Genomic DNA, 14,783 nt, shown 5'->3' on the forward strand with positions numbered 1-14,783 from the left:
ACCCTTTACCCTTCACTTTTCACTCTTAGCTTACTTCGGTTTTATTTGGCCGCTTTTTCAGCGGTCGACGCGGCTTTCACCTTCATAATACCGTTCATAATTCGCCAGTGACCCGGGAACGTACAAACGAACGGATAATCGCCGGGTTGGGCCGGAGCCGTAAACTTCAGGCGGTAGGTCTGCTCGGGGTTCACCAGCGGGGAAGCTGCCACCACCTGCGGAATAGAGGGAACGTAATTCTTTTCCGCCCCGTCTTTGGCCGTAATCAGTTTATCGGCAGCCGTTCCAATAACCTCCAGTGACTTCGGTTTGCCAATGACCACGTTATGCTGCATGGCATCGATGTTTTCGAAGATAATCTCCACTGACTTACCCGCCGTTACCGTGAATTCTTTTTTGTCGAACTGCAGGGCTTCCTTGATCGGTTTCAAACGGACAACCTCCACATTCGGATCAGCCGCCTGTTCCGTCGACAATCCCCAGGCTTGCAGCACCCGGCCCATGCGGTCGCGGCTTTCGGACGGAATCGTGTTAACCAGACTGGCCACGAAGATTTTATCGGCTTCTTTCAACGTGGCCTTGCGCCGGGGAGCCCAGCCGTCGGATACACCTTTCAAAATAGCCGCACTGCCTGCTGGGTCCAGTTGTTGCGACACCCGCAATAATTCCACGACCGATTCGGCCGGAGCGGCTGCGGTGTAGTTCCGGATGGCGCGTTCCAGTACAAACGCATTCATGTTCTGCGGAAGACGGTACGTCAGCTTGCGCGTCAACACATTGTTATTTTCTTTTCCTTCAGGCAGTACGTTATTGCCGTCCACAGTGGCTACGATGTCGTAGTCACCGGCTTTCTCAAACGACACGTAGAAGCTGGTGTTCCAGGGGCCGTTATTGCCTTCCTGAATGGTGACGGTTTCGCCGGGTTTGATGCCCGCCGTGTGCTTCTGGCTGACGTATTCCATTTTCCGGCCCTGACCTTCCACCCGAATGTTCAGCGGAATGGGCGTTCCTTCCGGAATGGCGACGCCCCCTTTGTTGGTTACCTCCACAAAGATCCGAGCCGATTCGCGAACGACCGGAGAAACCGGTTCCGTACGGATTTTTGTTATCACCAGATCCGGTTTATCATCCGATGATGGAGCCGCCGACTGGGTCGTGGTCTGGGCCGTCATGGCGATGTGGTCGTGGTGGCCGCTCATCGATTCCTGCGGTTTGGCCGCGGTTTTGCTATTCTGCGCCAACTGCTTGATGAAGGTTTGCATCAGCTTACCGTCGTGGCTGGTCAGGGCGCAGGCAAACGCATCGGGCAACCAACGGTCGTTGATTTCCTGAGCGCTGTTCAGACGGGCCAGAACTGCCGTTTCAGACGCCGAGCTTGAGGGCATTTCCGACAATGCCAGCAGCGTATTCAGCACCACCAATGGTTCTTTGTCGTTCAGGGAATTGGCCTGGAGCAGCGCACTGACCGAAGCTTCGTTGCGCGGCAGAACCTGTACCGCCGTTTTCCGAACGCCCGCGCAGGCATGTTTCAGAGCCGCCGTGGCCGTTTGCAGTGCATTGGCATCTGAACCGTCCAGGGCACCCAAACCGTGCAGGGTCCACAGCGCGTGGATAGCCGCCGGGTTGATTCCGATTTCGTCCAGCGACTGATCTTTCACCAGTTCCAGCAGTTGCGGCACCACATCTTTCTGCCCGCGTTCAACCAGCAGACGTTGCGCCGTTTGCCGCCAGAACATGTTGTTGTTTTTCAAAGCCGCCACCAGCTCCTGCGGGCGGTCTTTGCTCAACGTCAGGGGCGTATAAGCCGGTGCTTTTTTGTAGCCAATCCGGTAGATCCGGCCGTGGGTAAAATCCCGCAAATCCGTCTCATACGCATTTCCCGCTCCGTTTGTAGCGCCTTTCGGCGTCGGGTTGTGCTGAATGATGAAGCTATACCAGTCAACAACCCAAACCGCTCCGTCCGGCCCAACTTCGGCAAAAACCGGTGCCACCCATTCGTCGGCCCCCGCCAGCAGGTTGAAGCCTAGCCCTTCCGAATCCTCGAAGTCGGTGCCGTTTTTCACCATGATGTTCTGGTGAACGATGTGGCCCGTCGGTTCTGAAACGAAGGCAACTTTATTCCAGTACGCTTTCGGGAACGCGCGGGCGGTGTAGAAGTTATGCCCGGCGGCCGCCGTAAAGCCCCCAAACACATCGACCTGCCGCACCTTTTCGGTAATCGGTTTCATGTCTTTGTGCGTATCCGTGCTGCGGCTTCCGCTGCCAAACCCACCCGGAAAATACCGGTGCGGAATGGCCTGGTACCAGCCATGCGAGTTGTTGGCCGTGGAGCCAAACACATCGCCGGTTTCGTTGAAGGCAAAGCCCCAGGTGTTGTTCGAGGTGCTGGTTACAAACTCCAGCTTCGAGCCGTCGGGCTTGAACCGAAAGAAGCCCTGGCTGAATTTCAGGCTGTCTTCACCGACTTTACCTATGAACCCGGAATACCCCACGCAGCCCCAGATCCAGTTATCGAAACCAACGTGCAGGTTCGACGGACCGGCGTGCGTATCGCCCGTTCCGAAACCGGTGAACAAAATCTTTTTCTCATCCGCCTTGTCGTCGCCGTTCGTGTCTTTCAGGAACAGCATGTGTGGAGCCTGCGAGACGATGACGCCACCGTTGTAGAAAGCCAAACCCGTTGGGATGCTGAGTCCTTCGGCGAATTTGGTGAATTTATCCGCCTTGCCGTCTTTGTTTGTATCCTCGCAGATGACGATGTAATCGGTACCGCCCGTGTCCTTGCGTTCGTTGGGGTAATCCTTGGTGATCAGAACAAAAAGCCGACCGCGTTCGTCCCAGGCCATCGCAATCGGGTGCATGACATCGGGTTCGTGCGCAAACTGCTCGAGCGTAAAGTCCACCGGCACCTGAATGTGCTTCATCGACTCCTCGGGCGAAAGCGGCAATTGACGCATCTGCGGCCCGGAGCGTTTTTCGTAGTTTGGCAGATTAGCTTCTACGTACTGAAACGTCTGGGGTTTCAGGTCGTCGTGCAGTTTCTTAACCTTGTCGCCAACGGCCCACAGAATGCCCTGTTCGAGCAGATCCTGAAAACCCTGCGTCGTCCAGGTCCGCTGATCGTGGCCGTAAGCCGTGTAAAATACGCGGCCATTTCCGTAAGTACGGGTCCAGGTATACGGTTCGGTTTTCTCACCGGGTTTGTCGTTGGCCTGATCGGCTTTGATGTCGCGCACCGCCAAGACGTTGTTGTCGGGCTGGAGTTGGCTGTGCAGGTACGTTTCGTCGTACGCTTTGAACGGCTTCAGGCCCATAATAGCCGGGTGACCCGGTTGCACGGTCACCGTTTGGATGGTATCCATCCGGTGGCGCCAGAACTGACCGCCCACCATCTTGACATAGTCCGGCGAGTTGCGGAAGCAGTACGAAGCGCAGTGAACCGGAATCAGACCCTTGCCACTGGCTACAAAATCGAGCAGCGCTTTCTCCTGCGGTTTGGGGATGCTGTCCCAGTTGGCGTAAATCAGCAATCCATCGTATTTCGAGAGGTTGTCGGCGTTGATGTCCTCCAACCGATCGGTATACGTAAAATTGATGCCTTTGTCGCCCAGCGCAGCCATCAGCTCCGGCACGCGCTCGGAGGGTCGGTGATGGCCGTTATCGCCCAGAAACAGAATCTCTGTCCGACGCGGTTTGTTGTCGTTCGTGGCCGACACACTGGCTCGTCCACCCATATCGCGCGGATTGCTGGCCGGTTGCCGACGGGCGCAGTCGGTCAGCAAAACCAGCAGTCCCAGGGTCAGGAACAGGTTATAGTTTTTCATATTGGGTAGTTTAACGGAATGGTTATTGGCAAAACACCGGATGAGAACGCCAGCGGGTCAGTTGCCATCGCGTCTTGATCCGGTGTTTCTGAGTGACTCTTATAAGCTGCCGTAATCGGGCAGGTTCTTTAGCTTTCCGCCGTCCATCGCCGAGTCATGCGCCAGAATTCCGACGCTCGTCCAGTTGGCCGACTGCACGGCATTGGGGAACGGCTCGCGGTCTTCAACAATGGCCGACACGAATTCGTGTACCATGTGCGGGTGGGAACCGCCGTGGCCGCTGCCCTGCGTAAACGACAGGTGTGTGTTTTCGGCCAGGTCATAAACTCCCTGCGTCGTAAACGGCTGAATCTCTTCGGGCAGGTAGTGGGCGTAATCCGGCACTTTCACGCGCTCCGGAATCTCATGCTCGGGCTTTTTAGCCGTGTGGATCACCGGATCTTCTCCTTCGATCAGCGGCCACTCGAACGATTTCTGCGAACCGTACACTTCGAAGCTTTCGCGGTACTGGCGGGCCGTATCAAACAGCGAGCGGTAGACATAGGCCGACAAATCGCTGTTCTTGAACTTGATGTGTGCCGACTCGATGGCGAACGGCGAATTGTAATGCGGAATCAGCTCTTCCCGGATCGTTCCCGAACCAAAGCACGAAACGTACTCCGCTTCCAGTTTCAGCAGGCCGGATACCGGACCCACGCAGTGCGTTGCGTAGTGCATCGGCGGCAGACCGGGCCAGTAGCCGGGCCATCCGTCCATGTCCTGTTGGTGGCTAGCCTTCAGGAACTGAATTTTACCGAGTTCCCCTTTTTCGTACAACTCCTTAACAAACAGAAACTCCCGGCTATAAACCACCGTCTCCATCATCATGTACTTTTTGCCGCTTTCCTTACAGGCCTTGACAATTTCCATGCATTCCTCCACCGTGGTCGCCATCGGAACCGTGCAGGCCACGTGCTTGCCCGCCCGCAGGGCCTTCAGCGATTGCTCGGCGTGGTTGTGAATGGGCGAATTGATGTGCACCGCGTCAACCTCGGGATCGGCCAGCAGGTCGTCGATGTTGCTGTACCGCTTCTCGATTCCGAACGCATCGCCGATTTCGTTGAGCTTATCGGTGTTACGCTGGCAGATGGCATACATGTTTGTATGCGGGTGGCGCTGGTAGATGGGGATGAACTCGGCTCCGAAGCCCAGTCCAACAATAGCAATATTGATTTTCATACGCATCGGACGAAGCTTGCCCTCGTCTCTTCTTTGAATTTAGAACGACCGGTCGCGGGTGAGGACGGTCACGGGTTTATAAATGGATTGATTAATACGACACATTTGGCGGCCGAAACCCGAGCAATGCTCTTATTCACTCCGGCTAATTCCTATTTATTCTCAAACAATTACCACAAATGTAACGAAGAAATAGCGAATCGTCTCGGCTTTTCTTGTCAAAAACCGATTGTATTTTAACCAAGAACTTTGATAAATTTGGCAAAAACAGCAAAAGAAAGCAAAACATGCGGAACGCGCTGCGTAAAGACCTGGAACCCGTCGCTTCTTCGTTTATTGTTAAAGAACTGGTGGAACCCCACTTCGATCAGAACTGGCACTTCCATTCGCACTACCAGTTATTTCTGGTGGAAGAAGGCACCGGGACCCGCTTTATCGGCGACTCGATCAAACCGTTTGCCGAGGGTGATCTGGTTTTTCTGGGCCCCAACCTCCCCCACCTCTGGCGCAGCGATCAGGCTTTTTTTCAGCGCGATTCCGGCCTGGTTACCCGCGGCATTGTCGTGTATTTCTCGGCCGACTTTCTGGGGGATCATTTTTTCGACAAGCCGGAAATGAACCTGATTCAGCAATTGCTCCTGCACGCCCGGCGCGGACTCGAGTGGACCGGCGCCACGCGTCTGATGGTTCAGCAGGCCCTCAAAGACCTGGTTGCTCAACCCGTTAGTTTCAACCGCGTGCTGACGTTTCTGCAACTGCTCGACGAGCTTTCACACGTTACGGACTACCGCTTCATCACCAGCCTGGGTTACACCAATACCGTCAAGCCGTCGGAAACCGACCGGATGCAGCAGGTTCATAATTACGTGCTGGGGCATTTCCACGATGACATCAGCTTGGATACCGTGGCCGACCTGGCCGGCATGACGCCCCCGGCTTTTTGCCGGTATTTTAAAACCCGGGCCAACAAAACCTTTTCCGAATTTGTGTCCGAAATCCGCATCGGTCATTCCTGTAAACTGCTGATGGAGGGCAAGCTGAGCGTTACGCAGGTTAGCTACGAAAGTGGTTACCGGACGCTTTCCAACTTCAACCGGCAGTTTAAAACCATTACGGGCCAGACACCATCAGAATACGTCCGCACCGTCCGGGCGGTGTAATGGACGACTGCGGTCTTTTGCTATCTTTGCGTTTATGCAAGGTACCATCCTTATTATTGACGACGAAGACCGGCTTCGCCAGCTTCTGGCCCGGCTTCTCAGTCTGGAAGGCTACCAGGTTCTGGAAGCCAACAACGCCCGCAACGGTCTTCGGGTACTCGAACAAGAAGAGATTCATCTGGTCATCAGCGACGTCAAACTACCGGATAAAAACGGCATCGAACTCTCCGCTCAGATCAAACAGCTTTATCCGTCTACCGAAATCATTGTGCTGACGGCATTCGGCACCATCGCCGACGGGGTTACGGCCATCAAGAACGGCGCCTTTGACTACATTACGAAGGGCGACGACAACGACCGCATCATCCCGCTCGTCAGCCGGGCCATCGAGAAAGCCCAATTGCAGTTTCGCATCCGGCAACTGGAAGAGAAAGTCAGCAAACGCTACGGATTTGAAAGCATCATTGGCGAATCGAAAACCATCCGGCAAGCCGTTGACCTGGCCCGAAAAGTGGCCGTTACCGACACTACAGTTCTGCTGACGGGCGAAACGGGCACGGGCAAGGAAGTTTTTGCGCAGGCCATTCACCAGGCCAGCGCCCGGCGATCGGGCGCTTTTGTGGCGGTCAATTGCAGTGCCTTAGGCAAGGAAATTCTGGAGAGTGAGTTGTTTGGCCACCGGGCGGGGGCCTTCACCGGGGCATCCCGCGACAAGAAAGGGCTTTTTGAAGAGGCCCACAAAGGCACCATTTTTCTGGACGAAATTGGTGAGATGGCGCTCGATCTTCAGGCCAAACTGCTGCGGGTGCTGGAAACGCACGAATTCATGCGCGTGGGCGATACCAAACCGACCCGGGTGGATGTGCGCGTCGTAGCGGCTACCAACCGGGATCTGGAGCAGGAAGCCACTGCCGGGCATTTCCGACTGGATTTGTTCTACCGGCTTTCGGTGTTTCGCATTGAGCTGCCCTCCCTGCGCGATCGGCGCGACGACATTCCGGCTCTCGCCGAGCAGTTTGCCCGCCAAAGTGCACTGAAAATTGGCAAGCGCGACGTCAAATTAAGCCCGGAGTTTGAGCAGAAACTTCGTCAGCACGACTGGAAAGGAAATATTCGGGAGTTGAAAAACGTGATTGAACGAGCCGTTATTCTGGCCGATGGACCGGAGTTAACCCCGGATTTGTTGCCTTATGACCTTTTGTACGCCGGAAAATCGGTTTCAAACGGGCCGGTTTACGATCTGGCGCAGGTTGAAGAAAACCACATCCGCTACATTCTTCACCACACCAACGGCAACAAAACCGAAGCCGCCCGGCTCCTCAACATCGGCCTGACGACCCTCTACCGAAAAATCACGGAATACCAGATAAATTAAAAGGTAAGAGTTAAGAATTAAAAGTTGGCTGACGCGCGTCCACCTTTACTTTTCACTCTTAACTCTTAATTTTTAACTTTTCACTCTTAATAAGCGGTTTCAGTCACCGTACTGGTGGACGATATGAACGCCAGCAGATCTTCGTTCAGTTGATCCTTCTGGGTAAAGAACAAGCCGTGGGGCTCTCCTTCGTACACCAGCAGTTGCGACTGCGGGATCAGGGCGTGGGTTTTCTGACCCGATGCCTCAAACGGCACGGTCGCGTCCGAATCACCGTGAATGATCAGCGTTGGAACGTTAATGGCGGCTACATCCGAACGGAAATCGGTGCCGGAAAAAGCCTTGGCACATTCGATGGTGGCTCTGGGTGAACCCAGCAGGGCCAGCATCTGATCCCGTCTCAGGTGCGAATCGCTCACCGGATGGCTCAGCAGATTGACACCATAAAATTGTTTGCCGAATGTCGCCAGGAAATCGGCGCGGTCGGCCTGTATTTTTTCCAGCATGTCGTCAAAAACCGATGGGTCTACGCCATCCTGGTTATCGTCGGTTTTCAGCATGAACGGTGTTACCGCGCTGACCAGAACAATTTTCGCGATGCGGTCTGAACCGTAGCGGCTCAAATACCGCACCACTTCACCGCCCCCCATTGAAAAGCCAACCAGGGTTACATTGTTCAGATCCAGTTCGTCCAGAACGGCTTTCAAATCGGCAGCCAGTGTATCGTAATCATAGCCGTCCCACGGTTTTGATGATTTACCAAAGCCCCGGCGGTCGTAGGCGATGCAACGCAAACCGTGTTTGGGAAGTTCGGTCAGTTGATATTCCCACATTTCGTGACTCAGGGGCCAACCGTGAATCAATACCACGGGATTGCCCGTTCCCCAATCCTGATAGAACAGATTGACCGGCTCACCATTCGCAGCGGTCCCAGCTTGAATGTAACTCATAACGTTGATTGATTAAAGTGATCACCATACTAACGGTTCTGCTGCTCTATTGGATTTTAACTTTCTCAAAAACCAATTAAATAATCGACAAACGTTTGCGTATCAACACATTGTCTTACATTGATTTACCTCCCAATAAAATATTATCTGGAAGGCATCGCCTACTCCTTGCCACCCCAGCATCATTATTGAATGGCACAGCTGCATCGGAGGTGTCCGCAGACCTTCTGATAGAATTGACGTTCATAGGTGCCTGAAACGTTGTGAAACACCGCAGGCCGTTAATTAAACAGACCCAACTGCCGTTTGCGCAGAAAACGGGTCGTATCCAACTGGGGGAATCCGTTTTTCGGCATGTATTTGTTGAGGGCAATCTGGTGAAATTGGCGAATCTGTTCGGCAAACTTGCCTTCGCCCGCCATACGGGTACCAAATCGGGAATCGCTCAACTGTCCGCCGTGGCATTCCCGAATCTGATTCAGGACTTTGTTGGCCCGGTCGGGGTAGTTTTTCTGTATCCAGTCTTCAAACAACGGGCCGATGGCGCCATTCAGCCGGACAATCGTGTACCCCGCCCAGGTCGCGCCGTGCTGGGCCGCCAGTTCGATGATCCGGGGAATATCCTTCTCGTTCAGGCTGGGAATGATCGGTGCCGTCATCACCCCCACCGGAACGCCGATGACCGATAGTTCTTGGATGATTTGCAGCCGACGCGGGACCGTCAATGTGCGCGGTTCCATCTTTTGGCGCAGTTCCTCGTCCAGGGTCGTAATGGTAATCAGCACCACTACGAGCTGCTGGGCCGCCAGTTGCTGCAACAGGTCTTTATCGCGCAGGATCAACGCATTCTTGGTAATGATACTGACCGGATTGCGGTACAGCAGACACAACTCCAGAATACGGCGGGTCAGCTGAAACCGGCGTTCAGCGGGTTGGTAGCAATCGGTATTTCCCGATAAGTGAAGGACCTCTGGCTGGTAGTTTTTGGCCAAGAATTCTTTCTCCAGCAATTCCGGCGCGTTCTTTTTGACCATGATCTTGCTCTCAAAATCCAGCCCTGCCGAGAAACCCCAGTATTCATGCGTGTTGCGGGCGTAACAATAAATACACCCGTGCTCACAACCCAGATACGGATTGACGGAAGCACTAAAGCCGACATCCGGACTGGTGGGCCGACTGATAATCTGTTTCGGATTATCCTCGTAAAACCGCGTCTGTACAGTTGGTTCCGGGAAATCCGCATCCGGAACATTCTGTTCATCATCCGGTTCTACCTGAAGCTTCTGAAAGCGGTTATGAGCGTTGAACTGTGCTCCACGTCCTTTAAGGAAATCGTTTTTCATGGTGCTATATTTCAAAAATGGACGTCCAATAATACAAGTAAAATATATAAAGCACAAATAGAACCAAAGCCAGTCCTCCTTTTGGTAGCAGAACGAGCGGGTAAGCTGTTAATTTTTCTTAAAGAACCGCCGATTATTGCCAACCCATTTGTTTATCGCGAACTTGCCACTTACTATGAGACTCCTGTTTTTTTTTCTTTTTTTTGCCTCTGCTGCCTATTGCCAAAGCCCGAAGTACATCATCGGTAAAGTACTGGATCAGGAAACGGGTCAGGGAGTGAATAACGCCAGCGTCATCAACAAACGCTCGCTGGCGGTGGGGCGTACTAATCAAACCGGCAACTACTATTTGCAGATTAAACCCGGCGATTCGGTGGTGGTAACCAGCCCCACGCATGGTCGGAAAGCCTTTCGCTGGGATGGAAGTACGCAGCAGCCGGTGTTGCGGATGAAGCGCGAACTAGCGGATAACGTCATCAATCTGGCGGAGGTGACGGTTCGGGGCAAGCAGGAAGCAGAACTCAAACGCGAACTCGAACAACTTCTGAGCGAACCGGAAGCCAAGCGGGGGGTAACGGCGGAACAGGTACTGGATCGGGCGGCTTCGGGATCGGTGATTACCCTGCTCTACGAAGCCTTCAGCCGACGGGCCAAGGCCGACCGTAAAGCGCTCGTGCTGATGCAGGAAGACCGGCGGCACAAGCTGGCCGTTTACCGTTTTGAACTGGTGGCAAGCCGGGCAACCGACCTGACCGGCAACGACCTCGAAAAACTTAAGGAATTTTGCCAGCTTGATGACATGGCCATCCTACAAGCCAGTGAATACGAACTTACGTTTGCCATCCTGCAATGCCTCAAAGCCTTTAAGCGCTAACCTTTAAGCATTTACTACGCCCGCAAGTACACTCATCAGTGACTTGCTTCATAAGTTGTTCTACCTAAAAAACGAAAAAGCCATGCGGAATTTCCCTCATGGCTTTCTGATTTACTCAACGTTATGAAAAACTTTTCTTTTCAATGCAAATATATATGATTAGTTATGATATAAAATTCAAAATGGTCAAAAAAATTTTACACCACCAACTTATCCAAAACAAACCATTGATATTCAATACATTAACCGTAAACTAAAAACTAAGCGTAGACTTCCTGATTAGGTACTATTACTTATCGCTGTTCATCGAGGATCAAACCGTCCCGAATCGTCAGTTTTCGGTCGGCCATATCAGCCAGCAACTCATTATGAGTTACAATCACAAACGCTTGCCCTAACTCATTACGTAACCGAAAAAATAGCTTGTGAAGTTCCTCAGCGTTATGTGAATCTAGGTTGCCGCTGGGCTCGTCGGCGAAAACAATGGCGGGAGAATTGATCAGGGCGCGGGCGACGGCGGTTCGCTGCTGCTCCCCCCCCGATAATTGAGATGGTAAATGGGCCTTCCGGTCACCTACGCCCAGAATATTTAATAATTCCTCCGCCCGGACCCGCACCTTTTTCTCGTCGTGACCGGCAATAAATCCCGGCAGACAAACATTCTCTAGAGCGGTAAATTCTGCCAGCAGGTTATGAAACTGAAACACAAACCCGATCCGTTCGTTTCGGAAGCGGGCCAGGTCTTTTTCATTGAGTTTAAACACATTCTGTTCCGCCAGCGTGATTTGTCCTGAATCGGGGCGGTCGAGCGTTCCTAAGATATGAAGCAGGGTGCTTTTACCGGCACCGGAGGCTCCAACGATGGATACGACCTCCCCAGATTGAATACTCAGGTTGATGCCCTTCAGAACGGGCAGATCGCCGTGGGAACGGGTTATGTTGATGGCTTCCAGAAGCGGTTGCATAGAAGATAAGCGGGTCAGAGTGGCGCGAAAAACCGGTTTTTACCAGCAGAACGAGTTCCCTGCTGAATTTTAAAACCGAAAGAAGTTGTTCCGCTAAATTTCGTTAAACTATCTTTACACGCGAAAGTAATGTTTTTTTCACCATTCCTTGTTTTGCTCCATATGAACATTCACGAGTACCAGGGTAAAGAGATATTGAAACAATACGGTGTCCGGGTCCAGGAAGGCATCGTAGCCGAATCGCCCGAAAAAGCCGTTGAAGCCGCCAAGCAGATCATGGCGCAAACCAATTCGAAGTTTGTCGTAATTAAATCGCAGATCCACGCTGGAGGCCGTGGTAAAGGCAAAATTCAGGGATCGGAGCAACGTGGGGTTCAATTGGCCAAGTCGGTCGATGACGTACGTGAAATTTCCAAAAATATCATCGGTAATGTCCTGGTAACGCACCAGACTGGCCCTGAAGGCCGGAAAGTCAATAAAGTCCTGGTTGCTCAGGATGTATACTACCCCGGCGCTTCCGAGCCCAAGGAATATTACATCGGTATTCTGCTGGATCGCGCCAAAGCCTGCAACGTCATCATGGCCAGCACCGAAGGCGGTATGGACATTGAAGAAGTAGCTGAGCATTCTCCCGAAAAAATCGTGAAGGAATGGGTGGATCCGGCCATCGGCCTGCAGTCGTTTCAGGTGCGCAACATCGCCTTTGCGCTGGGCCTGGAGGGTGAAGCGTTCAAAGAAATGGTGAAATTCATCGGAGCGCTGTATAAAGCGTATGTCGAAACGGATTCGTCCATGTTCGAAATCAACCCGGTGCTGAAAACATCCGACAACAAAATTCTGGCGGTGGATGCCAAGGTGAATCTGGATGACAACGCCCTGTACCGTCATCCGGACCTGAAAAACCTCCGCGACATTGCAGAAGAAGATCCGCTGGAAGTAGAAGCAACGGCCAACGACCTGAATTACGTTAAACTGGACGGTAACGTCGGTTGTATGGTAAACGGTGCCGGTCTGGCGATGGCCACGATGGACATCATCAAACTGTCGGGTGGCGAACCGGCCAACTTCCTGGACGTAGGGGGTGGTGCTAATGCAAAAACCGTGGAAGCGGGCTTCCGGATCATTCTGAAAGACCCAAACGTAAAAGCGATCCTGATCAACATATTCGGCGGGATTGTCCGCGGTGACCGGGTTGCAACGGGGGTAGTTGAAGCCTACAAAGCCATTGGCGATATCAAAGTGCCGATCATCGTTCGTCTGCAGGGAACCAACGCCGAAGAAGGAGCCCGCATCATCGACGAATCCGGCCTGAAAGTATTCTCGGCCGTTCAGCTGAAAGATGCTGCTGCCAAAGTGAAGCAAGTACTGGAAGGAGTAGAATAAGGAATCAGGAGTTTCTATAAAGAAGCGGATGCCGGAAAAGGGAGTGTCTTCCTTTTCCGACATCCGCTTCTTTATTTATTCGCGGCCTTATCGTCTACCTTGCTGGTAGTACTTCATGGCGTCCGGCATTTGCTTTTCCAGGTCGCGAATCCGGCGCTCATCCGACGGGTGCGTTGACAGGAATTCCGGCGGTTTTTGGCCCCCGCCCGCTTTCGCCATCCGGCCCCAGAAATTAACCGCTTCCTGCGGATTATAGCCCGCCATCGCCATAAAAATAAGGCCCAGTTTGTCTGCTTCCGACTCCTGCGAGCGGCTGTGCGGCAATGCTCGCCCGACCTGATAGGCGGCCGGAAGCCCCGCTCCGACGGCCTGAAGCAACAACGCGTTGGTCTGGCTGCGCTGGTTTTGCGAGAGCGAGCCCAGAACCAATTGACCGCCTTGCAACAAACCGCTGGCGACCAGTTCTTCACTCATCCGTTCGTTACCATGCTCGGCAATGGCGTGCGAAACTTCGTGGCCCATAACCGTAGCCACGCCCGCTTCGTTCTGCGTGTAGGGCAGAATACCCGTATAAAACGCCACCTTCCCCCCCGGCATACACCAGGCGTTGACCTGCGGACTTTCAATCAGGTTGAACTCCCACTGAAACCCACTCAAACGGTCGCTGAGGTTGTTAGCCGCCATGTATGTTTCGACGGCTTTCTGAATTCGTGCCCCTACGCGCTTGATCATATCTTCCTGCGCCCCGGTACGAACAACCCGGCTCGAATCCAACACACCCTTATAATTTGTAAAACTCAACGGTAACATCTGAGAATTCGGAATCAACACCAGCTGATTCCGACCCGTTAACGGAACCTTCTGACACGCAATTACAAGGCCAACCAGCAATATGGCCATTATCGCTCTTTTCATGGTTAGAATATAGAATTGTTTAAAAAATTAGACGTCAAAACTATCTACTAGAGACTGTTGTAAGTTCCACTTTGTTCAATTTTTTTAACTAGCGTGCGGTTGAGCCGTCTTTCCTGTTTAGATTTGCGGCAGCAGCAAAAGTTTAATTTTTATGAAAATCATCGCCGTCGGACGCAATTACGCGGAGCACATCAAGGAACTAAACAACGAGCAACCCGACGATCCGGTTATTTTCACCAAACCCGAGACAGCCGTCCTGCGCCCCGGCGATCCGTTTTTCTACCCTGATTTTTCAACCGACGTTCACCACGAAGTAGAAATCATCGTGCGCATCAGCCGCACGGGTAAAAACATTGAGCAAAAGTTTGCCCACCGCTATTATGACGAAATTGGCGTGGGCATCGACTTCACGGCGCGCGATCTGCAATCAAAGCTGAAAACCAAAGGGTTACCGTGGGATCTGGCCAAAGGATTCAACGGCTCGGCCCCCATGTCGGCTTTTGTTCCCAAGACGGATTTCCCGGATTTGCAAAACCTAAACTTTCGGCTCGACGTAAACGGCGAAACCCGGCAGGTGGGCAATACCTCCATGATGCTGTTTCAAATCGACTACCTGATTTCGTTTGTTTCCAACTACTTCATGCTCCTTCAGGGCGATATTCTTTTTACCGGTACACCGAAAGGCGTTGGCCCCGTCCAGATTGGCGACCGGCTGACGGCTTACCTCGAAGACCGGAAAATGTTGGAATTTGATGTAAAATAGCGAACGGCTTCAG

General features: G+C 52.9%; 11 protein-coding genes. 5 read left to right on the forward strand and 6 right to left on the reverse strand.

Going from position 1 to position 14,783, the window contains the following annotated elements; all coding sequences use genetic code 11:
- Nucleotides 1–41 precede the first annotated feature (41 nt).
- Both OQ371_RS25345 and OQ371_RS25350 read right to left on the reverse strand, forming a co-directional pair.
- Entirely contained in the window at nucleotides 42–3,824 is a 3,783-nt protein-coding gene (locus OQ371_RS25345) for a PVC-type heme-binding CxxCH protein (protein ID WP_265991260.1), read from the reverse strand.
- Between the two features lie 99 nt (nucleotides 3,825–3,923).
- Complete coding sequence (locus OQ371_RS25350) at nucleotides 3,924–5,042, reverse strand: Gfo/Idh/MocA family protein (protein WP_265991262.1); 1,119 nt, start codon at nucleotides 5,040–5,042, stop codon at nucleotides 3,924–3,926.
- 287 nt (nucleotides 5,043–5,329) lie between these two features.
- On the opposite strand from OQ371_RS25350, the gene OQ371_RS25355 reads away from it, so the two are divergent.
- Nucleotides 5,330–6,202: an AraC family transcriptional regulator gene (locus OQ371_RS25355; RefSeq protein ID WP_265991264.1), complete on the forward strand. Its 873-nt coding sequence runs from the start codon at nucleotides 5,330–5,332 to the stop codon at nucleotides 6,200–6,202.
- 34 nt (nucleotides 6,203–6,236) lie between these two features.
- Nucleotides 6,237–7,577 (forward strand): sigma-54-dependent transcriptional regulator, encoded by a 1,341-nt coding sequence (locus tag OQ371_RS25360; RefSeq protein ID WP_265991266.1) that lies wholly within the window; start codon nucleotides 6,237–6,239, stop codon nucleotides 7,575–7,577.
- 86 nt (nucleotides 7,578–7,663) lie between these two features.
- On the opposite strand, the gene OQ371_RS25365 is transcribed toward OQ371_RS25360, so the two are convergent.
- Complete coding sequence (locus OQ371_RS25365; RefSeq protein ID WP_265991267.1) at nucleotides 7,664–8,527, reverse strand: alpha/beta fold hydrolase; 864 nt, start codon at nucleotides 8,525–8,527, stop codon at nucleotides 7,664–7,666.
- Nucleotides 8,528–8,808: 281 nt separating this feature from the next.
- Complete coding sequence (locus OQ371_RS25370) at nucleotides 8,809–9,870, reverse strand: PA0069 family radical SAM protein (protein WP_265991268.1); 1,062 nt, start codon at nucleotides 9,868–9,870, stop codon at nucleotides 8,809–8,811.
- Between the two features lie 175 nt (nucleotides 9,871–10,045).
- Here OQ371_RS25370 and OQ371_RS25375 point away from each other — a divergent pair, with 175 nt between their 5' ends.
- Complete coding sequence (locus tag OQ371_RS25375; RefSeq protein ID WP_265991269.1) at nucleotides 10,046–10,744, forward strand: peptidase associated/transthyretin-like domain-containing protein; 699 nt, start codon at nucleotides 10,046–10,048, stop codon at nucleotides 10,742–10,744.
- 293 nt (nucleotides 10,745–11,037) lie between these two features.
- On the opposite strand, the gene OQ371_RS25380 is transcribed toward OQ371_RS25375, so the two are convergent.
- Nucleotides 11,038–11,709, reverse strand: a complete 672-nt coding sequence (locus tag OQ371_RS25380) for an ABC transporter ATP-binding protein (RefSeq protein WP_265991270.1) — start codon at nucleotides 11,707–11,709, stop codon at nucleotides 11,038–11,040.
- A 162-nt stretch (nucleotides 11,710–11,871) separates the two neighbouring features.
- On the opposite strand from OQ371_RS25380, the gene sucC reads away from it, so the two are divergent.
- A complete protein-coding gene (gene sucC / locus OQ371_RS25385; RefSeq protein ID WP_265991271.1) occupies nucleotides 11,872–13,092 on the forward strand; it encodes an ADP-forming succinate--CoA ligase subunit beta in 1,221 nt (406 codons plus the stop codon).
- 87 nt (nucleotides 13,093–13,179) lie between these two features.
- On the opposite strand, the gene OQ371_RS25390 is transcribed toward sucC, so the two are convergent.
- Complete coding sequence (locus OQ371_RS25390; protein WP_265991273.1) at nucleotides 13,180–14,007, reverse strand: M48 family metallopeptidase; 828 nt, start codon at nucleotides 14,005–14,007, stop codon at nucleotides 13,180–13,182.
- 151 nt (nucleotides 14,008–14,158) lie between these two features.
- Between OQ371_RS25390 and OQ371_RS25395 the strand changes: the two genes are divergently transcribed.
- Nucleotides 14,159–14,770 carry a fumarylacetoacetate hydrolase family protein gene (locus tag OQ371_RS25395; RefSeq protein ID WP_265991274.1) on the forward strand — a complete coding sequence of 204 codons (612 nt, stop codon included), beginning with the start codon at nucleotides 14,159–14,161 and terminating at the stop codon, nucleotides 14,768–14,770.
- The last annotated feature ends 13 nt before the right edge of the window (nucleotides 14,771–14,783 follow it).

Origin of the sequence: Larkinella insperata, assembly GCF_026248825.1 — a bacterium.
In the GTDB taxonomy this organism is placed as follows: Bacteria; Bacteroidota; Bacteroidia; order Cytophagales; family Spirosomataceae; genus Larkinella; species Larkinella insperata.